At 67.2% G+C, this 21,087-nt stretch carries 13 protein-coding genes and 2 pseudogenes; 6 read left to right on the top strand and 9 right to left on the bottom strand.

Annotated features, from left to right (window positions below):
* Positions 1-231 precede the first annotated feature (231 nt).
* Positions 232-6,222, top strand: coding sequence for a DUF3320 domain-containing protein (locus BLTE_RS04215; protein WP_244600108.1), 5,991 nt, complete (start codon positions 232-234; stop codon positions 6,220-6,222).
* Positions 6,223-6,467: 245 nt separating this feature from the next.
* Here BLTE_RS04215 and BLTE_RS04220 read toward each other — a convergent pair whose 3' ends face one another.
* From BLTE_RS04220 to BLTE_RS04235, 5 genes and pseudogenes are all read right to left on the bottom strand, one after another.
* The gene (locus BLTE_RS04220; protein ID WP_126397907.1) at positions 6,468-7,742 is read right to left on the bottom strand and encodes a TIGR02679 family protein; all 1,275 of its coding nucleotides are present in this window, start codon (positions 7,740-7,742) and stop codon (positions 6,468-6,470) included.
* A pseudogene (locus tag BLTE_RS04225) lies at positions 7,739-10,951 on the bottom strand (TIGR02680 family protein); the annotation flags it as partial. The pseudogene BLTE_RS04225 and the gene BLTE_RS04220, both read right to left, overlap by 4 nt.
* 60 nt (positions 10,952-11,011) lie before the next feature.
* Entirely contained in the window at positions 11,012-11,896 is an 885-nt protein-coding gene (locus BLTE_RS18400; RefSeq protein WP_244600109.1) for a hypothetical protein, read from the bottom strand.
* Complete coding sequence (locus BLTE_RS04230) at positions 11,896-13,071, bottom strand: TIGR02678 family protein (protein ID WP_244600110.1); 1,176 nt, start codon at positions 13,069-13,071, stop codon at positions 11,896-11,898. The genes BLTE_RS18400 and BLTE_RS04230 overlap by 1 nt, the downstream gene beginning before the upstream one ends.
* Positions 13,072-13,169: 98 nt before the next feature.
* On the bottom strand, positions 13,170-14,666 hold the full coding sequence (locus BLTE_RS04235; RefSeq protein WP_244600111.1) for a TIGR02677 family protein: 1,497 nt from the start codon (positions 14,664-14,666) through the stop codon (positions 13,170-13,172).
* Positions 14,667-14,860: 194 nt separating this feature from the next.
* Between BLTE_RS04235 and BLTE_RS04240 the strand changes: the two are divergent.
* The 5 genes and pseudogenes from BLTE_RS04240 to BLTE_RS04260 form a co-directional block, all read left to right on the top strand.
* A pseudogene (locus BLTE_RS04240) lies at positions 14,861-15,058 on the top strand (transposase family protein); the annotation flags it as partial.
* A 131-nt stretch (positions 15,059-15,189) separates the two neighbouring features.
* Complete coding sequence (locus tag BLTE_RS04245; RefSeq protein WP_126397913.1) at positions 15,190-15,531, top strand: hypothetical protein; 342 nt, start codon at positions 15,190-15,192, stop codon at positions 15,529-15,531.
* A 532-nt stretch (positions 15,532-16,063) separates the two neighbouring features.
* Complete coding sequence (locus BLTE_RS04250; RefSeq protein ID WP_160140513.1) at positions 16,064-17,107, top strand: AI-2E family transporter; 1,044 nt, start codon at positions 16,064-16,066, stop codon at positions 17,105-17,107.
* A gap of 79 nt (positions 17,108-17,186) precedes the next feature.
* On the top strand, positions 17,187-17,747 hold the full coding sequence (locus BLTE_RS04255; protein WP_244600112.1) for a hypothetical protein: 561 nt from the start codon (positions 17,187-17,189) through the stop codon (positions 17,745-17,747).
* 419 nt (positions 17,748-18,166) lie between these two features.
* The gene (locus BLTE_RS04260) at positions 18,167-18,712 is read left to right on the top strand and encodes a hypothetical protein (RefSeq protein ID WP_126397917.1); all 546 of its coding nucleotides are present in this window, start codon (positions 18,167-18,169) and stop codon (positions 18,710-18,712) included.
* On the opposite strand, the gene soxZ is transcribed toward BLTE_RS04260, so the two are convergent.
* The 4 genes from soxZ to BLTE_RS04280 are packed head-to-tail and all read right to left on the bottom strand — an operon-like array spanning position 18,651 to position 21,080.
* On the bottom strand, positions 18,651-18,980 hold the full coding sequence (gene soxZ / locus BLTE_RS04265) for a thiosulfate oxidation carrier complex protein SoxZ (protein ID WP_126397919.1): 330 nt from the start codon (positions 18,978-18,980) through the stop codon (positions 18,651-18,653). The two genes, BLTE_RS04260 and soxZ, sit on opposite strands and share 62 nt — an antisense overlap.
* Entirely contained in the window at positions 18,977-19,444 is a 468-nt protein-coding gene (locus BLTE_RS04270) for a thiosulfate oxidation carrier protein SoxY (protein ID WP_244600113.1), read from the bottom strand. Before BLTE_RS04270 ends, soxZ begins: the two co-directional genes overlap by 4 nt.
* Complete coding sequence (locus BLTE_RS04275) at positions 19,444-20,736, bottom strand: NAD(P)/FAD-dependent oxidoreductase (RefSeq protein WP_126397921.1); 1,293 nt, start codon at positions 20,734-20,736, stop codon at positions 19,444-19,446. Before BLTE_RS04275 ends, BLTE_RS04270 begins: the two co-directional genes overlap by 1 nt.
* Positions 20,737-20,747: 11 nt before the next feature.
* Positions 20,748-21,080, bottom strand: coding sequence for a c-type cytochrome (locus BLTE_RS04280; protein WP_126397923.1), 333 nt, complete (start codon positions 21,078-21,080; stop codon positions 20,748-20,750).
* Positions 21,081-21,087: the final 7 nt, after the last annotated feature.

Below are 21,087 nucleotides of genomic sequence, written 5' to 3' on the forward strand. Positions count from 1 at the left end.
CGCCAGCAAAATCAAGCGCTTAGCGAAGTTTCACCGTTTCAAATTCGACGATTGAAACGGTTTTCGCTTCCACTTACTTCGCCGCCGCCGAGCGCCGAGAGGCCCCGTCTCCGCCACTACGAGCCGGACACGCTGGCGTGCTCCGGACGCACTTGATCTCGCCGCCGCACGTCCCGCGACAATCCGACAGGCCCCTGCTATCTATCCGCGAGGAAGAGGGAGTCCTGCCGGATGAGCGAAGCGAGCGTCACGATCCGCAGCGCAGTTGCCGGTCAAATCGGCGTCGCGTTCCACCAGAATGCCGTTCCGATCGTCCGGGAGCTGGTCATCGCCAATGCGGGCGAAGCGGACCTCATCGATGTGCGCGTGACCCTCACCGGCGAGCCCGGCTTCCTCGCACCTCTCACTCTCCGAATCGACCGGATTGCCGCCGGCGCCACCCATCACCTGCCGACGCCCGACCTTGTTCTTGATGCCGGCTTCCTGCGCAGCATCGCCGAGGGGCTGCGCGGCAGCCTCGCCATCACGGTGCTGGCCGGCGAGACGGTGGTCGCCCAGGACACGGTGGCGGTCGACCTCCTGCCGCCCTCGCACTGGGGCGGCAGCGGCGCGGCGCCCGAGCTGCTGGCGGCCTTCGTGCAGCCGAACGACCCCGCCATCGACGCGCTGCTGCGCGACGCCGCCGCCAAGCTCGCCGCCGCCGGCAAGCCTGCGGCGATCGACGGCTATGCCGGGGGAACCCGCCAGCGCGTCTGGGAGCTGGCGAGCGCGATCTGGGTGGCGGTCGCGGCGCGCGGCCTCGCCTATGTGATGCCGCCGGCGAGCTTCGAACGGACCGGGCAAAAGGTGCGCAGCCCGAGCGATATTCTCGAGCGAAAGGTCGCGACCTGCCTCGACAGCACCCTGCTGCTCGCAGCCTGCCTGGAGCAGGCGAGCCTCAATCCGCTTGTCGTGCTGACCAGGGACCACGCCTTCGTCGGCGTATGGCTCAAGGATGACGGCTTCAGCTCGGGTGTGGTCGACGATGCGCAAGTCCTGCGCAAGCGCCGCGACCTGGAGGACGTCATCTTCATCGAGACGACGTTCCTGACCCACCAGCCGCCGGCGCGGTTTCAGCAGGCAGTGGAGCACGCGGCGAAACTGCTCGATGAGGGAGCGATCGCGCCGCTCGAACTTGCCCTCGACGTCCGGCGCGCCCGCGCCCGCAACATCCGGCCGCTGGAGCTGGCCGACCGCCGGGCAACCGTGACGCCGGTGGATGACGGTCCCCCGGCCGAGATCGGCCTCGACGAGGCCCCGGCGTTCGCCGAGGAGGTGGTGGTCCGCGACGATGACAGCGGGCCGGTCGACCGGCTGGAGCGCTGGAAGCGCAAGCTGCTCGACCTGTCGCTGCGCAACAAGATGCTGAACTACAAGGACGGCAAGACCAGCGTCGTCATCGAATGCCCCGAGCCCGCCCGTCTCGAAGATCTCCTCTCCTCCGGCAAGCGCTTCCGGCTGCGGCCGCGCTCGGACGTGCTCGGCGCCGACGATCCGCGCGATGCCACGCTGCTGCTTGCCCGCCAGCACGAAGACGTGCGCAAGCGCGCGATCCTGGACGCGCTGGAGCGCGAGGAACTCCACACCACGCTGGCCGACGACGAGCTCGACAGCCGCCTGACCGAGCTGTTCCGCATGTCACGCACGGCGTTCGAGGAGGGCGGCGCCAACGTGCTGTTTCTTGCCCTCGGCTTCCTCTCCTGGACCCCGGCCGAGCGGGCGCGGCCGTGCCGGGCGCCGCTCATCCTGCTGCCGGTCTCGCTGCAGCGGTCGAGCGTGCGCAGCGGTTTCCGTCTCGGCCTCCACGAGGATGAGCCGCGCTTCAACCCGACGCTCATCGAGATGTTGCGGCAGGACTTCCGGCTCGCCATGCCGGAACTGGAGCGCGAGCTGCCGAGCGACGACGCCGGGCTCGACGTCGCCCGCATCTGGCAGATCGTGCGGGCGCAGATCAGGGACATGAAGGGCTGGGAGGTCACGCCCGACGTCGTTCTCTCCACCTTTTCCTTCAGCAAATTCCTGATGTGGAAGGATCTGGTGGACCGCATGGACCTGCTCAAGCGGAACCCGGTGGTCGCCCATCTGATCGACACGCCCAAGCACAGCTACGGCGCGGGCGCCACCTTCCCCGAGCCCGCGAGCATCGACCGCGACCATCACCCGGCCGATCTGTTCGCGCCGCTGTCGGCTGATTCCTCCCAGCTTTCGGCCGTGCTCGCGGCTGCCGCGGGCCGGGACTTCGTGCTGTTCGGTCCGCCCGGCACCGGCAAGAGCCAGACCATCGCCAACATGATCTCCCAATGCCTGGCGCACGGGAAGACGGTGCTGTTCGTGTCGCAGAAGACGGCGGCGCTGGAGGTGGTGCAGCGCCGGCTGCGCGACATCGGGCTCGGCGAATATTGCCTTGAGGTCCACTCGACCAAGGCCCAGAAGTCGGCCGTGCTGGGCCAGCTCAGGACAGCCTGGCACGAGCGCGCGGCGCCCACGGCCGAGGACTGGCACGCGGCCGCGGGGCGGCTCGCGCAATTGCGCGACGAGCTCAATGCCTTGGTCGCCGCGCTGCATCGGCGCCGCGCCAATGGCACGACGGCGCACGAGATGTTCGGACGCGTCGTCGCGGCCCGTGGCGCCTACGGCTCGGTGGTGTTCGACTGGCCGGCGGAGCACACGCCCGCGTATCTCGAAGAGTTGCGCACGCTCGTCCACGAGATCCGGACCGATCTCGTCGTGATCGGTTCACCGACCGAGCATCCCCTGGTCGGGATCACGACGGCGGAGTGGTCGCCGGCGTGGCGGGCGGCCGTGCAGCAGGCCGCGGACGCCTACCTGTCAATGGCGCGCGCCCTCGACGGCCGGGCGGCTGCGTTCGCGGCTTCGATCGGCGTTCCTTCGGTCGAGACGCCGGCGGCGATCGCGCTCCTGTGCGCACTGGGCCGGCTGCTGAGCGATCCGCAGGCGCAGGTCGGTGCAGGCTTCCTGTCGCCCCAGGCCGACGCGTTGCGGGACGCCATCGACGCGCTCGGTGCGCTTCGGAAGCGGGCGCGGCCGCTGCGCGAGGGGCTGAGTGCGCCGTTCCGGGCGAGCGTCTTCCGGGAGGATCTGCGTGCCCTCCTCGGCGAATGGATCGAGGCCACCAACGCGAACTTCCTGGTGCGCAGCGGCCGCCAGAAGCAGGTTCGCCAGAAGCTGCAGCCGTTCGCGACCGGGCCGCTCGGCGCGAACCTCGGGAGCGATCTCGCGATCCTGCTGGACCTGCGCGATCTCGCCGCCGAGGCGGAGTCGACGTGCGGGACGCTCGCCGCGCTCGACATCGCGACCAACGGGCTGGACACCGAGGTCGATGCGCTGGCGCCGGCGATCGCCTGGGCCGACGAGGCGCGCCGGCTCTCGGCTGCGCTCGCTCCCGTGCTCGGCATCGAGGCCGAACGGATCGAGGGGCATCTCCTTTCGCTGGTGACCGAATACGCGGCCCTGCTTGCGCCGGGGAGCGGCGCCTGCGTCGCCCACGCGGCGCTGGAGGCTGCGTGGAACGCGTTCCGTCCGGCCCACGAGCGGCTGATCGCGTTGGCCGATGGAAGCTCGCCGGCCGGGTTCGTCGTCGACGAGCCGTCGTGGCTGGCACGCAGCGTCGCCATCGTCGAGCGCTGGCTGGCGAACATCAACCGCGCGCCGGACTGGTGCCGCTGGAATGCGACGGCAGCGCGCGCGCGGGCCATCGGCCTCGGCCCATTGGTGGACGCGATCGGCAGCAGCAAGATAGAGCCCGACGAAGCGGGCGCGGCCTTCGAGGTCGCCTATGCCCGCTGGGGAGCTGAGCGCATCATCGGCGAGGATCCGGTGCTGCGGACGTTTTCCGCGGTGCGCCACGAGGACGCCATCGCGCGCTTCCGCGCGGCCGACGAACGGGTCGCCGAGCTCGCCAAGCGCGTGGTGCGGGCGCGCCTCAGCGGCAACATTCCGACGCCGACGGCGTTCGGCGCGGATCCGGAATGGGGCACGCTGGCGCGCGAGCTGGCCAAAAAGGCGCGGCACCAGCCGCTCCGCCAGCTGTTCGCCCGGATCCCGACCGTGCTCACCAAGCTCACGCCGTGCGTGATGATGAGCCCGCTGTCGATCGCCCAGTACCTGCCGCCGGACAGCGTGCCGTTCGACGTGGTGATCTTCGACGAGGCCTCGCAGATCCCGGTGTGGGACGCCATCGGCGCCATCGCTCGCGGCCGCCAAGTGGTTATCGTCGGCGATCCCGAGCAGCTGCCGCCGACCAGCGTCGGCGAGCGTGGCGTCGACGAGATCGACGATGCCGCCGACATCGACGACCAGGAGAGCATCCTCGACGAGTGCCTGGCGTCGAACATCCCGCAGCGTCGGCTCGACTGGCACTATCGCAGCCGCCACGAGAGCCTGATCGCGTTCTCGAACCACCACTATTACACGGGCCGGCTCGTCACCTTCCCCTCGCCGGTCACCGAGGACCGGGCGGTGCGCTACGTCCATGTGCCCGGCGGCGTCTACGAGCGTGGCGCCGGCCGGGTGAACCGGACCGAGGCGCGCGCCGTCGTCGCCGACATCGTGCGGCGTCTGTCCGAGCCCGAGTTCGCGTCGCTGCGCTCCTCGCTCGGCGTCGTCACCTTCAACGCCGAGCAGCAGCGGCTGATCGAGAACCTGCTCGACCAGGAACGCCGCGCCCGCCCCGACCTTGAGGTGTTCTTCGATCCGGCGCGCTGGCACGAGCCGGTGTTCGTGAAGAACCTCGAAAACGTGCAGGGCGACGAGCGCGACGTCGTGCTGTTCTCGGTGGCCGTGGCGCCGAGCGAGAGCGGGCGCGGGGTCGCCACCATCTCCTCGCTGAACAAGTCGGGCGGTCATCGCCGCCTCAACGTCGCCATCACCCGCGCCCGCAAAGAGATGGCGGTGTTCGCCACGCTGCGGCCCGAGGACATCGACCTGTCGCGCACCAACGCGCGCGGCGTGGCCGAATTCAAGCATTTCCTGGAGTTTGCCGAGCGCGGCTCGCGCGCGCTCGCCGAAGCCTTCTCGGTCGCCGGGCATGCGCCCGATTCCCCCTTCGAGGAGGCGGTGAAGGCCGCGCTGGAGGCGCGGGGCTGGACGGTCCATGCCCAGATCGGCGTCTCCGGCTTCCGCGTCGATCTCGGCGTGGTCGATCCGGACGCGCCGGGCCGCTATCTCGCCGGTGTCGAATGCGACGGCGCGACCTATCACCGCTCGGCAACGGCGCGCGACCGCGACCGGCTGCGCGAGCACGTGCTCACCGGCCTCGGCTGGCGCATCCGCAGGGTCTGGAGCACGGACTGGTGGTTCGATCCTGAGTGGGCGGCGGACAGGCTGCACGACATGCTGCTCGCCGATCTGGACGCTGCGCGGGCCGCACGCGCAGCGCCGCCCGAGCCTGCAAATGTTGCCGAGTCCGAGCCGGGCGAACGGACCGACACCGACCTCCTTTCAGAGGACTTGGTTGCAGAGAACGGAGGCCCGCTGCCTGGTCGGTTTGCCGAAGAACCGGCCTATGATGACGACGTCACGGGCACTCCTGCGCCGACGTCTGCTGCAGACCAGCCGGACCCATGGCCTTTGTCGCAAGACGTGGAGCCGCGGCGCATGTATGCCGAGGCTGCGCAGATGCCTGCAGCATCGTCCGCGCCGCCGATCGAGGCGACCGAAGCCGTCTACAGGATCACCGATTTGCAGGCGGCCGGCTTCACGCCGGATGGTGGGCGCTTCTACGAGCCCCAATACCGCGCCGAGCTTCGGCGCATGGTTGCCCACATCATCGCGACCGAGGGACCGATCTTCGAGGACGTTCTGGTGCAGCGCATCGCGTCCCATCACGGCTTCGCGCGGGCCGCAAGCCGGATCCGCGAGGTTGTGATCGGTGCGGTTCCGGCAGACGTTCGGCGAACTGCCGAGGGCGAGCGCATCGTCTGTTGGCAGCCCGGTGCCGACCCATCGCAGCCGGTGCCGTTCCGCGCCTCGCCCTCGGGCCAGCGCGACCACTCCGACGTACCGCTCGTCGAGCTGGCGTCGCTCGCGAAACGGTTCGCGGATGAAGGCCACGACGACGAAGCCGTCGTGCTGATGATGGCGCGGCACCTCGGGCTCGGCAGGTTGAGGAGTTCGACGCGCCTGCGCCTGGAGGAGGCTGTGCGGCTCATATCGTTGGACTGATCGGGTCGTGTCCCACCAGGTGGTGTAGCTGGACGGTAGCAAAGCCGCTCGCGAGCGCGCTCCACATGCTCGACGCCATCGAAGCGGGGGCGAAGCGCTGACGGCAGACATCCGGTTTTCGGTTGATCCCTTCCGGACACCGGAAACGATCTCGCCGGAAGATCCTCGATCAGAATGGGATTATTCGGCGATCGGAATTCGGCTCGAAGGCCGGATCGGCCGGAAACCGCATAACGGAAGCCGCATTACTTCGACCGGTGAGTGTCGAGGTCCCGCAACAGCGAATCTGTGAGGGCCTCTTCGGCGATGGCTAGGCGATGTTGCCGCATGGCCGCTGCCAACGCCATATCCCACGACGCCTCGACCGGCTCACCTCGGAGAGGGTGTCCCATGCCGGTGGCGGTGTGGGCGGCGGTCAGGTAATCGCTCACGCCAAGACGCCACGGCCGCGCGCCGAACGCGCGCATCACATGATTGGCGATGCGCAGGCCCGGCCAGTCGAAATCACCGTGATAGAGCAGGCGTGCGCCGGCCTGTGCGAGCTGAGCGAGGAGCGTCCGCTGGGCCGCTGCAGGCATGCCATCGGTACACACCAGCGGTGTGCAACGCGCGCCCAGGCGATCGGCGGCGATCGCCAGCAAATTGGGATTCTCGCAGACATGGACCTCAAGGCCAGCGACGTCCCACCGCGGCGGCGCGCGCAGCAGCGCGCGCAGCGATGCGTAGCGCGGCTCGCCGTCGCCGCCGTCGCATAGGCCCGTCGCCGGCAGATTCAGGAACAGCGCAGGGCGCGCCAGTTCGTTGACGAGCACGCCGGCCATGGCCCAGAGATCCCGCGCCCGCTCGGCGGCCGGCTGTGGATCGGCACCGTCCTCCTGCCGCGTTGCATCGTCCGTCTCCCTGCGCGCGGACAAAGCGAGCCGGCGCTGCGTCGCAAGCACGAGGGTCGCGACGGGTTGGCCCGCATCCAGCGCATGGGCATCGCCCAGAACCTCGGCGGCGAGTTGCGAATGCGTGACGCCATGCGCCGGCAACCGCCGCAGCACGGCCTCGGCGCGGCGGCACAGTTCCGTCGCCCTCGCTGCATCCTGCCGGGCCAGGCGTCTGAGGAGACCCAACCCCGAGGACTCGCGCAGCAGATCCGACAAAAGGGGATCGCGACAATTTTCAACGACCTGGGCCCACTGATCGCGCGCCCGCAGGCGCGTCGCCGCCACGTCGGGAATGGGGCCGTCGAGGCGTTCCAACGCGTCGCGCAGCGAGGCTGCGACCCCGGCGTTGCGAAATGACGTGTCGACGCGATCGAGGTCGATACGCATGGAGGCGGAAAATCGCTGCGGCCGGCCGGTGAGGGACGCCAGCGCCGCGTGTTCGTCGGCGGTCAGGCCATTGATGCGAATATGCTCCAGCGGCCGGTCCGGATGCGCATGCGCGAAACGCCGCCGCAACCGCTGGCGCAACCCGGCAAGACTTTCGCCGCCGAGCAGACGTAGCAGACGGGCGTCGGCCGGATCGCTCATGCGGGCGCGAACCTGCGGTCCGGATCGGCCTCGCGACTGCGCGCCCGGCCGTCCCACGTCCAGCGCGAGACGAAGACGGCGTCGATACCTTCGCGCCGCTGCAACTGGCAGATGGCGACGCCGGGCAACTCGGCATAGCAGGCCCACTCGCGTTCGCTGGTGAGGACGAAGTCGAGGTCGAACTCGTGGATGAGGCCCATGCAGTGGGCCCGTGCGGCGTCGTCGATGCCGGCGAAGGCCTCGTCGAGCAATATCAGCCGCGGCGCCTGCGCCGAGGCGCCCTGGCCGTAGAAGCTCGAGACCGCCGCGAACAGCGGAACGGTCAAGCCGAGCGCGCGTTCGCCGCTGGACGCCGGTCCGGACAATTTGCGCCACTGGCCATCCTGCCAGCGCTCGATCCGGAAGCGGTGCCAGCGGCGATAGTCGAGCGCGGCGGAAAGCTGGTCGAGCAGGCTGCCGCCACCGACGGAATCGGCGCGCTCGCGTTCGGCAACGATGCAGCGCTGCAGCATGGCGCCGACCACGGCACGATCCTCCGCGGACCACAGATCGGCGCTGGTGTTGAGCAGACGCTTGCGTGCCGCATCGAGGCCGATGGGTGCGCCGTCCTCCTCGTCCAGCGTCTGCCAGATGAGTCGGAAGCGAACGCCGGTGGAGGTCGGGCGCTTGTACAATTCCCCGTTGATGGCGTCGCGCTGCGCCTCCGCGCTCTGCATCAGGCGCTGGATTCCCGTCGCGATCTCCGCCTGCAGGTGGTTTTCGAGCACTTCGCGCTCCTTGGCCGTGAGCAGTTCGCCGCGCTGGGCGATCTCGTCGGCGAGGCGGGCAGACAGGCGATCGGGACGCTCGGGACGGTTCTGATAGACGATGTGGACGACGAGGCCCCAATCGCCGACATCCGCGACGGCCTGATGGCCCAGCGCGCCGAGCGCACGCTGCAGGTCGGCGAACTCCTCGTTCAGCTGTTTCTGGACGCGCGACCAGGCATCGTCGTCGTCCTTGAGGTCGGACAGAGCCTGCTTGGCCCGCCGCGACAGCGTGAGCGCCGGATCGATCGTCCACGGCACGCCGATGTCCGGCAGATCGAGGTCGGGAATGGCGGCGGCGAGCAGGCCGGTGCCGGCGAACTGCTGCCACCGGACGACCGCCAGCCCGCGCGCCTCGCTCTTCTGCTGCAGCGCCTCGGTCGCGGACCTCGCCTGTTCGCCAGCAACTGCGCGTGCTTCGCGCGCGGTGTTCTGGGCGGTTCTCGCATCGTCCAATGCGCTCTCGCTGGTCTTTGCAGCCTCCGTGGCCTTCGCCATCTGCCGCATCAGGTCATCGACCTTGGCGCCGATGGCATTGCGCAGGGTTTCGAACCGTGCGGAGGCCTCTTCGGATTCGGTGCGGGCGATGCCGAGCCGCTCCTCGTTCATCTCCAGATCGGCCCTCGCTTCGTCCTCGCGAAGGCGGGATCGTTGCAGTTCGGGCGCGGCGAGACGCACCTCGTGGCCGGCCTGCGCCAGCTGACCGAGCGTATCGCGGTAGCGGTCCAGCGCCGCTTCCACGTCCATCAAGGCCTCGGCGGAGTCGGGCAGGCGCATGTCGGCGGCGTCGGTCGCGAGGCGTTCGCGGGCAGCCTTCAAGGCCTGCTCGGCGGCGCCGCGCCGGTCCTCGGATTCGGCGAGCCGCACGCGGGCCAAATGGACTTCGCGCGCGGCGGCGGCGGCGGCCAGATGAGCGGTGCGGAGCGCGTCCTCGGTGGGCGAGCGCCGCCACTCGTCGTCGGCGCGCGCCCGGTCGGCAGCGAGTTCGGCGGCCAGCGCCTGAAGCGCCGCGTGCTCGCCCGCGATCTCCGTCAGGCGTGCGGCGATGCCGGCCAATCGCCGCGCGCGCGCCGCGGCACGGGCCATGTGCCCGACATGGATGGCGGCCGGCTTCGTCCAGGCGCCGGCGAGCGTGCCGAGGCGGAAGCGGCCGTCGGGCGCGACCCACGCTTCGGCCTCGATCACATCATCGTCCGTACAGGCAATGCCGGAGAGGATTCCCGCAACGATATCGGCAGGCACGCCGCTTTCGGGCGGCCCTGCCGGGACCAGCCAGTCCGCCAGGGAGGACGGATGTCTCGGTCGCGTCACAAGCTGCGTATCGTGCAGCAGCCTGCCGCCGTCGCCGGTCTCAACGCGGCCCTCGGGCGAGACCCACGCATCGAGCAGCCCGGAGGCCTCCAGCGCGGCTTCGAGCCCGGCGCGCTGCGCCTCGGTCGCCCGTTCGCGGAAGTCGACGAGTTGCCATAGAGGAGCGCCGGCACGCACACTTCGCGCGTCCGGATCGCGCGTGTAGGGCGGCGGCGGCGGATCGGTGCCGGCTTTGAGGCGGCGGCGCTCGTCTTCGAGCGCGTCGGCCTCAACCTCCAGGGTCCTTCGACGGACGTCGAGCGCGGCGGCGCGCTCCGCAAAACGGTCCGCGGCCCGCTGCTGCGCCGCCTGCAGAAGGCGTCGCGCCGGATTGTCGCGATCCATCACCGTGACCCAGGCGGCCAAGGCGTCGAGCGCCTGAAGGCCATCGTCCGGTTCGATGGCCAGATGTACGAGATCGGCGCAGTGGCGTTCCCACGCGCCCACTAGGTTTGCGCCCTGCGCCTCCACGTCGGCATCGGCCTGGGCGCGACGTTCCTCAGCGGCATCCGCGTCGGACTGGCGCTCATCCCGAATGCGGCGATACTCCGCGTGCTCCCGTTCGGCCCTTTCCATCTCGACCCGGCGCCGGCGCAGCAGCGCGATGTCCTCGCGCCGAGCCCTGGCCGCAGTCGCCAGGGCCGCGCCGGCCTCATCGAACTCGCCCTGCGCGAGGGCAACCAACGCGATGATATCGAACGCCGCAACGGCATTTCCGTCATGCACCGCGGCGAGGCCGGCCGCCGCCGCGTCGGCCGCGGCCTCCCGGCGCCTGTCCTCCAATCGGCGTTGCCCGTGCTCGGCCCGCTGCTCGGCGCGCACCACATCCTCTCGGGCGCGTGCCAGCCGACGGACGACTTCGCCGGTGGCAGCGGAGGCGCTCTGGAAGGCTTCGCGACGGCGCGCAGCCTCGCTTGCGGCGCGATCGAGGGATGCGGCGTCCTTCATCGTCGGATCCTGGCGCAACTCGTCGAGCCGCGCACGAGCGCGCCTGAATGCCGCGTCCGCCTCGTCGTGCCGCTCGCCGGCATGTGTCTCGTCGGCCAGCGCCTGTTCGAGCCGCGCCTGCGCCTCGTTGCGCGCGCGGCTGGCATTGTCGAATTCGCTCTGCGCCTAGCGCAGCACGCGCGCCTGCCGGCGGCTCTGCGTGCCCGCATAGATCCGATAGCGCCGCTCGAACTGTTCGACGGCTTTCGCCAGAGCCTGGAATTCCTCAAGCTGGCGTCGATCTTCCTCCAACTGGCCGAGCGCCTCGGCGACATCACCGAGCAATTCGGGGGCGAGCGGCGGCAAGGCCTCGGAGAGCGCGTTCGAGAGCGCGGTTTCGTCGGGCCGTTTCGAAAGCTGCGGCTGTCGCAGCTGAATGAGCGTATCCATCAGCGCATCGTAGCGCCTGCCCCCGAGCCGGAAGAGGCGTTCGTCCACGACGCGGCGATAGTCGCGCGCGGCCTCGAACACCTGACCTCGTCCGTGCAGTTGCTCGCGCAGGCGGTCCTTGGTCAGCACGACGCGCTGGGGGTTCACGAGCCACAGGTCGCGATTGAGGCGCGCGCCGTCGGCGTCCTCCAGGATGAAGAACCAGGCTTCCACCTGCGGACGCGCCGCCGCTGCCGAGAGGCCGGCGCCCAGCGTGATGAAGCGCGGCGTTCCGTCCTCAGCGCGGCGACCGAACTCGATCCAGGCATAGCCGATGCGCCTGTCATAGCTGCCCATCAGCAGATTCCAGGCCATCTTCTTGCCGCTGTCACCGTCCGGCTCGATGCGCGCCGGCTTGAGCTGCGCGTCGAGCAGGAACGGCAGGGTCAGCGACAGCACCTTCGACTTGCCGGTTCCGTTGTTCCCGCGCAGCAGCAGGTGACCGTCGCGAAACCAGAACTCTTCGCTGTCATAGTGGAACAGCTCCACTAGGCCGATCCGGAGCGGCTGCCAGCGCTCCCGCGCCGGCATCGGCAAGGTCGGCCTCTCGGTGGGCGCCGCGGACAGGGTCATGCCGTCCATCATGGCGTCGTCAGCCCGAGAGCGTCGCGAGAGCGGCGGGCTTCCCCGAACAGCTGAATGTCGGCTTCGCCGATGGCGAAGCGCGCCAGCGCCGGCCGCGCCTGCACGCCGTTGGCGTCGCGGGCGACGAGGCGCAACTTTTCCAAACGCTCGATCGCGATCGCGGCAAGCTCCCGCTCGCTCCCCGGCTCGCGCGCCGAGCGGCGCCAATAGCGGCCGAAACGCTCCCTGGCCTCGCCCAGAAAGTGGGCGATGTCCTGTTCGGGCAAGGTGTCGAACGCCGGATGGCCGTCCTTGGCGCGCCGCGCGAGATATTCCGCGACAAGCAGCGTCACATGCGCGTCGGTGCCTTCGGCGGGCATCGCGACGTCCGTCAGCGATCCCGTTTCGTCCGTGAGCGCAAGGCCTTCCGCCCGCTGCTCGGGCATGAGGCCGGTGGCCTCGCACAAGCGTGCCGCCATGGCGCCGCGCTGGTTGACGAAGTAGGCGCGGGTCTGAGGGTCGAGACACTCGACATAGATCACCGGATCGTCCAGCAATTGCCGCGCAATGCGATGGCGGAGCGCCGTACGCCGGGCTTCCTCGCTGTCCGCCACATGCTTGTCGGCGAGCGCATGCAGCCGCTCGTCGAGGGTCGCGGGCGCGTCCCCGGCGGCCCAGGTCGACGGGCCGCGCACCGCCGCCAGCATTCCGGCCAACGCGCGCCGATGCACGTCGTACAGCGCATCGCCATGGTCGCGGCCGGCCTGGACGAACGACTCCTCGTCGCCCGCGACCCGCTGCAGCACGCCGAGGTCGAGCAATACGCGGCACACCGCCACCAGATCGCGCCGTTCGTTCTGGGTGCCGAGCGTGAAGGAATACCCACACGCGGCGAGTGTCGGGTCTACGGCGAGATCGAGCACCCGTTCGCCGAGCATGTGCAGCGTGATCTGCGGGTCGGCGCGTTCGAGCACGGCACAGGCGAGGCACAGCAACACGTATCGGCCGCGACCGTATCCCGGCAGGCCGCGGGTCGCGTCGGTCAGGTCGGCCGGCCGCTTGTACAGGCGGGCGCCTTCCCGTTCGACGTGGAGGACCCACCCCGTCTCGCGCGCGAACCAGTCCTGCAGCGGCCCCGCATGGCGGCGCACCACGGCGAAGTCCTGGTGTGTCGGACTCATCAGCGGCGTCATGAGCAAGCTTCGCACGGCAGCGCGGAATTCGTCCCGCTCGGCCTGCTGCTGCCGCTCGCGTATGTCGTGGCTCGTCCGGTACACGCTGCGATCTGAACTCATCCGTCAGCCTGGGTGGGGGTGATCGTGACGAGATGATCGCGGCCTGCGAAGACTCCGTTTGGCGTCGTGATCCGCGCGCGGCTGCCCGGGGCCAGCGGCTCAAGCCTGATCTTCAACAGGCCATCGCCCGTGCGCCGTTCCACGGTGCTGTCCGGTCCGGCCTGACCGCTCAAGGCCTCGCCCAGGAGGCCGAGGAACAGCCCGAATGCGTGCTGATCGAGTTCGCCGAGTTCCGAAAGCCGCGCCGGCCGACCGGTGGCGAGTCGCTGGCGCGCCGCCTCCACCTGCGTCGATTCCTGCGCGAGTTGAAGCGCGAAAAAGGCACGGCCTTCGCCGCGGTCCTTCACGCGCGGCAAGGGTCCGCGCGGAGCGGCTTCGCCATATTCGCGCAGACGAGGATGGATCTGCAAAGATGGCGCCTCGGCCCACGGCGTGTGCGCCGGCAGATCGGCTTCAGCATCGGCATTGAGCAGGAAATGCCGCGCCGGATTGATCGCGAAGGCGGCCCGCGCCAGCCGGTGCGCCGCAGTGTCGTCGTCGCAGGCTGCGAACCAGCCGGCGAGCACCCGGAAATCCGCCGAGCGGTCGCTGCGGCCGCTACGTCGTTCGTTGAGTGCCGCGATCGCGCCCAGAAGCTGCGGGATGGCGGAGCGCGCCCGCGCCCGCAGCAGTTCGGCTTGCGGCGGCTCGTTGCCGCTCGAGAGAAACCAGCCGCGCAAACCTCGCCAGCGCTCCTGCCAGACGGCGTGGTATCGATCTCTTGCGTCGGTCCAGTCCTGCGCATCGCCAGGAGCAGCGTCGCGCGCCTCGCGGGCGGCGACGTGCCACAGCATGGCGTCGATGTGCGGCTCCAGCGCGTTTATGAGGCGGGCGATGGAATCCGAGCGCCGCACGAGGTCGCCCATGAACCGTTCGAGATAGTCGATCAGCCGGTGCTTGTAGCTCGCCACGGCGCTCGCCTCGGCCTGCTGCAACTCGATGCTGCGGGCCACGCCGGCCATGAAGGCCTGCGCATTCTCAGCCAGCCCCTCGAACACCCGCACGAGGTCGCGCATCGTCTGGTGGATCTTGGCGACGTCAATCTCGGCGACATCGGTGTCGGAGGGGCCGGCCAGCGCCCGGAGCGCCTCGAGCCGGCTGGCGATGTCCTCGAGCGCGACGGTCTGCAGCTCGGCCCGGCGTTGCAGCGTCTGCACGAAGGCCGCCAGCGCCGCTTCGACGGCTTCGCCGCCCTGCGACAGCCGGTAGAGGAAGCGTGCCCGATAGAAATCGCTCAAGGTCGACACCCGGGCCATATCCGGGTGCGATTCCAGGTTGCCCCAGGCCGTGAGCTGGGCCAGAGCGGCACCGACCTCTTCGATGCGGGGCGCGGGTCCCGGCCACGCCGCCTCGGCCAGGACCTCATCGGGTCTCAACTGCAGGCGATATTGACGCTTCGCGGCTGCGAAGACATCCATGATGCAGCGATAGAATGCCGCCTTTTCGGCACTCACATGCCGGAATAGATCGGCAGCACTGTCTGCAACTGGCACGGGCCGGCTCCTGATCGACGGCAACGTTTGTGCTTTGTTCTCGATTCGTCAAGTCCGCTTAGGCATTGACCCAGGGCAATCGCTTGAAGGCTGTTGGGATTCCGGCGTGGCGCTTGCCGTGATTCATGAGGGACCTCGAATCGGCGAGGTTTCGGATGCCCGGCAGGTCGCTCTTGGATCACTTTTCCGCCCTTGAAGATCCCCGCCAGTCCTGGAAGGTGATCTGCCCGCTTCCGGAGATCATGTTGCTCGTGCTGCCGGCGACGATGAGCGGAATGGAGGACTTCGTCGAGATCCGGGTCTGGGGCGAGGAATGGATGGACTTCCTGCGCCGCTTCCTGCCCTTTGAACGCCGGCTGACTATCGCGCGTTGCACCGACGACTTCGTGATGGGCTTCGAGAAGGTGGCGAACAACGACCGGAAACCCTCGCTTTCCTCGGGTTCATCCATTGCTGCGGGTGGACACGAGACGGCCGCTTCATTGTGAAGCACAAGACGCAGAGCACCCGCCTGACGCGCAAGCTGGCGGCGATCCGCCAGGAAAATGCGGCATCGCATGCATCCCCGCCCTTGGCCCTTCAGCACCGCTGGCTCGCCAGCGTGCTGCGCGGCCACTACGGCTACTTCGGCGTGCCGCACAACTGGCGGGCGCTCAACGCGTTCCGGCGAGACATCCGACGGATCTGGTTCAAGAGCCTGCGACGGCGCAGCAAAAAGAACCGCCGCATGGGCTGGGACTGGTTTGAGGCGGTGACCGCGCGTCTGCCCTTGCCGCCCGCGCGCATCACTCACCCCTGGACGCAACGGAGGGCCTCACGTGGGTGACTTACGGGAAGAGCCGGGTGTGGGAAAGCCGCATGCCCGGATCTATGAGGGCGAAGCCGAATGGCCGAGGTACTCGACCACGATCCCTTTGGCCTGCTGAATCCGACGCGGATGGCTGTCCGCGATCCCTCGATTGCCTTGCCGCAGTCTTGCAGTGATCGTGGCGCGTCCAATATGTGCCTATGGGGCGGAAGGAGCCTCCTCTCTCCGGTAGCGCGGGACTGGCTCCGCGGTGTCGGATCGCGTCACGCATCCTCGGCTGGGAGGGCCGGGAATGCTCCATCCGTCGAGGTGATGCAATGCTGACTTTCGGCTTCTTTCGCAGGGGATATCGGCCGCACGACACCGAGCGGGTGAGTTGGATTATTAGGTGGAAGGAGGTCGACGCTTCTTAGACTGGAGCGTCCGCCGATCTGATGGGATCAAGCGGACCATCCAAGGTCTTGAGTTGTCGCATTCTCTTTCGCAAATACGGTTTCCGCTTTTGCGGAGAATATTCCAGCCTTTGGCATTCACTTATCCGGAGCGAAGGGTGAACTTGATCAAATTGCCAGAGGATCGGTCGGCGAAAAGCGGTGACGTTTCACGCGGCTTCGCTCAAATCTTGTTCACCGCATTTCTCGTGTGCGCGGCCCTTTACTTTGCTCGCGCGGTGATTGAGCCTATAGCCTTCGCGCTTGTTGGAATCGCGCTTGTTTGGCCCATCCAAAAAGCGCTTGAGCGCAGGACATCAAAGAATATCGCTCTTTTTGTCACGATAACTATAAACCTAATTGTAATTATCGCGCTAGCCTCAGCAATAGTGTGGAGCGTTGGAGATGTTGTTCATTGGATCATAGCAAACATTTCACGCTTTCAGTCTGCCTACATGCAAGCGTCTCAGTGGCTTGAAGGGCAAGGTATATTTGTTACGGATGGGATGCAAAAATACGACGCGGGATATTTCGTAGAATTTCTTCAGGGCGTCGCTCTCCAGCTAAACTACCTTGTAGGATTTTCTATAGTTGTATTTGTGCTGCTTACGTTCGGGCTCGCGGAGTTGGTTCATTCCGGGGCCAGATTTAATGATCTTGCACAAAGAACGGGATGGGATATCCCTGCCATATCCGAGGATATAGCGACAAAAATTCGAAAGTACATGCTAATAAGATCGGCCGCCAGCTTGATTACGGGGCTCGCAGCTTTCTTATATACGATGTACCTTGGAATAGATTTGGCAATTGCATGGGGCGTGATATCATTTATACTTAACTTTATTCCATATTTCGGATCCGTCATAGCGGTTGCTTTTCCGGTTCTTTTCTCGGCCGTGCAGTTTGAGTCTTGGCAGGTGCCGGTAGCTCTTTTTGGCGGTCTATACATGATTAAGTTCCTGATCGGAAATTACTTTGAGCCGATCGTTGCGAGTAAGGCCTTTTCGGTGTCCCCATTCGTTATGCTGGTTGCGTTTTTTTTCTGGAGTTTTCTGTGGGGCATTCCGGGTGCCTTTATAGGCCTACCCATCACGATTGCCATGATCACGATCTGCGATCATCACGCCTCAACCCGCTGGATCGTAAAGCTGCTATCGACGTAGATCTCAAGCCGCTGCTTTCTTGGTTTGCTTCTGTTTACTCGATGAGCCAATGGTGACTAAAGACCGTAGGAGACCTGCTATGGAAGAATCTCAGTTCGACAAGAGAGATGACGTCATACCGCGTCCGTCCGGCCGGCCTTTCCTTACCCAGCGCCTTCCCTTTATCGCCGTCCTCGCGCTGGCCGTAGTGGGGGTGGCGTACATGAACGTTTCAAATCAAGCCCTCATTGGCTATTGGGAGTTCTTGGCTTTGGCGACCGGCTTTCTTTGCGTCGCAACAGAATGGGACAAAGCCGAGGACAAGGCAGCCCGCTATCGACTCATCTGGACCCAGGCACTTCATTGGGTGGCTATTCTCGTTACGATGAACATGGTGCTGTACTCAAATATTCAACAAATGATGCCGGCTGCCGCAACCAGCCTCATCCTTTTGGCCCTGCTTGCTCTTGGTACTTTCCTTGCCGGAGTGAGCCTCATCTCATTGGAGATCTGCTTCTTGGGGCTGTCGATGGCAGCCGCGGTTCCGGCGATCGCGTGGTTGAAGCAATCTGCACTGTTTCTGGTTTTGGGTGCGGTGTTCTTGGTTGGAGTTGTCTTGGCTCTGCGGCCGCGAGGTGCAGCCCGACAGAATGGACGCTAAGAGACGCAATAGTAATGCTAGAGCGTCCGATCTGAATGCATCAGATTGGACGCTCTAAGTTTCTAGTTTTTCGCATTTTCTTTCGCGCAACCGGTATCCACTTGTGCGGAAAATGCTCCAGTGGATGAAATCCAGGCCTTTGTGCCCGTTTGGTGCCAAGGGTTGGATTTCATCCACGGGTTGTCCATCAGATTCCCGGCCACCGAGCGAGGCCGGATTCCTCTCCGGGTCCGAGATCTCGGCCCTCCCAGAGGCTCCTGCCGCACCACTGATTTTCGGCCACGGGGAGCGTCCAGGGATAGCGCCGCCGCTTTATCCGGGTTGTGGTGGGGCTGGCGGCAAAGAATGGGGCATCGGGCTCATCTTCGGGGCGGGATTGATGCGTTGACCCGCTGTTTGATCTTGTTGGCGTCGATCCCATGGCAAAGGAATTGCGCACGAAAACCAACGGCAGGACGCGGCCAGGCAAAGCGGCGATGCGGACCGTGGCCAAGAAGGGCGGACGCGCCCGCGCGGTGCTCGATCGGCCCGCTCTGCAGGGGTGGAACACCACCGACGACGAGGAGATCGCGCTGCGCCGCTGGCGCGGCACCACCGAGATCGTTGCCATCGAGGCGATTGAGGTGGACCATCCGGTTTTCGGAACCTTCAAGACCCGCTCGGAAACCGGTGGGGCCTACGAGGTGGAGATCCGCGACCTCAAGGGTTTTTCCAATTCGTGCGGCTGTATCGATCACCGGGTGAATGGGCTCGGCACCTGCAAGCACGTCGAGGGCGGGCTGGCGGCCTTGCACAGGCGGGGCGCCGAGGCGTTCCGCGTGGCGGCCACAGCCGGCCCGATGCGGGTGGAGATCAGAGGCGGGACCGCTTCCGGTGCCCGGACGGGGTCAATCGGAAGCCACATCAATTCACCGCGACGGTGGCGGTCGCCTGCTCGGTGCGGCCGTCTTCGTGGGTCCAGATGAATGTGAACGCGGTCGGCCCATCGATACGGGCGTGGAACACGAGGTACGGGTTCGCCGAGGTGGCATTGCGGAACACCGCCGAGAACACCTCGGCACCATTGGCCAACGCCGTGAAGCTGGCCAACATGTCGCGCGGGATTGGGTTCCCGTCCGCGTTCTTGCGCAATCCCGTCTCCATCGGGTGGTCGATCAGCGTGCGGATCTCGATCACCTCGCCGGGTGTCGCCCTCGCCGGAACGCGCACGCGGGGCCGGCCCGGCGCGGTCATGTCAGGCACCCGCCGACGCTGACGGCGATCTCGGCCTGGGCGCGCGTAACGCGGCCGTCGCTGTGCTCGGCCAGGACGAGGATCGTCTGCTTTTCGGCCAGACGGATGCGGACGGAGACCACGGCTTTGCCGCTGGCCGGGGTGAGGTGGTAGCTGGCAACGCCGGGCGTCGGATTTCTGGTGGCAAGGACATGGATGGCGCGTACGAAATCGGCGTCCGTCATCGGGCTGTCGACGGCGATGGTGAGCGGCACCACCGCGCCGTTCTCGGCGGTGGCCGGCGTCTGCAGCGCGATGCCGCCGTCCTGCGGCGAGGCATCGCCGATCAGCGCGCGGATCGCCGACTCGATCTCGGCCGGTGGGCCGGCCTCGGCTGGCGTGAGCAGCGACACCATGACGAGCCCGCCGCCGGCACGCAGCAGCGCGCGGCGGCCGAGCATCGTCGTGGTGCGACCTTGCCGCATCAGCTGAAGGCGTCCCTGGTGATGCTGGCATACCAGGAGTCGGCATAGCGGGCTTCGAGCTTGCGCTGCTCGCGCTTCTCGGCCAGCGGCCCGCGCGGCGACACGCCGCCCGAGTTGGGCGTCTCGACGAAGCCCTTTTCGCTCGGCCGGAACACGCCGACCACCGAGATGCCGTAGTCGTCGCCGACATGGCTGTAGCAGGTGTTGAAGTAGACCGGATCCTTCGGCAGCTCGCGCCCCTCCAGAAGTGCGATCGCTGCTGCCACCGCCTGCTTGGACGTCGAATTGGCGATGAAGCCGGACTTCGGCAGCGGCCCGCCGATATTGGCGTCACCGATGACGTGGATGTCCTTCGTCGCCACGGCCTCGAAGGTGTAGGGGTTGACCGGCACCCAGCCGGTCTCGTTGACGAGGCCGGAGTCGACGGCGATCCTGGCGGCCGACTGGGGCGGGATGACGTTGCCGACGTCGATCCTGTGGCGGGTGCCGAACTCGGTCTCGAAGATCTTCTCCTTCACGTCGACGCGCACCACCTTGCCATCCTTGGAGCCGGGCACCCACTCGATCAGTCCGGGATAGAGCTCGCTCCAGGCGTCCTGGAACAGGCCCTGCTTGGAGAAGGCGTCCTTGGAATCGAGCGCCAGAATCTTGGCGCGCGGCTTGTGCTTCTTGAGGTAGTTGGCGATCAGGCTGATGCGTTCATAGGGGCCGGGCGGGCAGCGGAACGGGTTGGCAGGAATGGCGAAGCCGACTACGCCGCCGTCCGGCAGCGCTGCGAGCTGCCTGCGGAGCAGCTTCACCTGTTCGCCCTTCTCCGGCACCCAGGCGTGCGGGAAGATCTCCTCGGCACCTCGGTCGTAGCCGCTGAGCGCGCCCCATCTGATGGCGATTCCGGGCGAGACGATCAGCTTGTCGTAGGCGATGGTGGCGCCGCCACGCAGCTTCACCTTTTTGCCGGCGGGGTCGATCGAATCGGCCCAGTCATGGATTACCTTCACGCCGCGCCGTTTCAGTCCGTCATAGGAGTGGGTGATGTCGGTCAGCGTCCTGCGGCCTTCGAGCAACAGATTGCCATAAGGGCAGGTGACGAAGCTGGTTTGTGGCTCGATCAGCGTCACGGCGATGTGTGGATAGGCGCTGCGGGCAAAGCGGGCGGCGGAGGCGCCACCGAAGCCGCCACCGATGATCACCAGCCGGCCCCTGGCCTTGGCGTTGACGATGGCAGGCGCGGCGAGCGTGGCAGCACCGGCGAGTGCGATCCGGCCGAAGTCGCGACGTGAGATGTGAATCATGCACGCTCTCCTCAGCGCGGGATCGACGCGAAATAGTCGGCCAGCACGGTCACCTCCTCGTCGGAATAGCCACGGGCGATGCGGGGCATGATGGTGGCGGCGGGCCGCTGGCCATTGCGGAATTCGCCCCACACCCGGATGAAGTTGTCCTTGTTGTAGGCCGCCAGCACGGGGGTGCCGTTCTGGCCTTGGCCTTTCTGGCCGTGGCATCCGGCGCAGGCCTGGGCGATCAGCGGCGGCGCAGCCTGCGTCCTTTTCGCGGGCTTGGTGTCGGCGAAGGCTGCTCCCGCCGTCAGCGCCAGCGCGCCGGCTGTGAGAAGGGCGAGGAGAGGGCGATGGAACATGAAGGCT

The organism is Blastochloris tepida (assembly GCF_003966715.1).
GTDB classification, from domain to species: domain Bacteria; phylum Pseudomonadota; class Alphaproteobacteria; order Rhizobiales; family Xanthobacteraceae; genus Blastochloris; species Blastochloris tepida.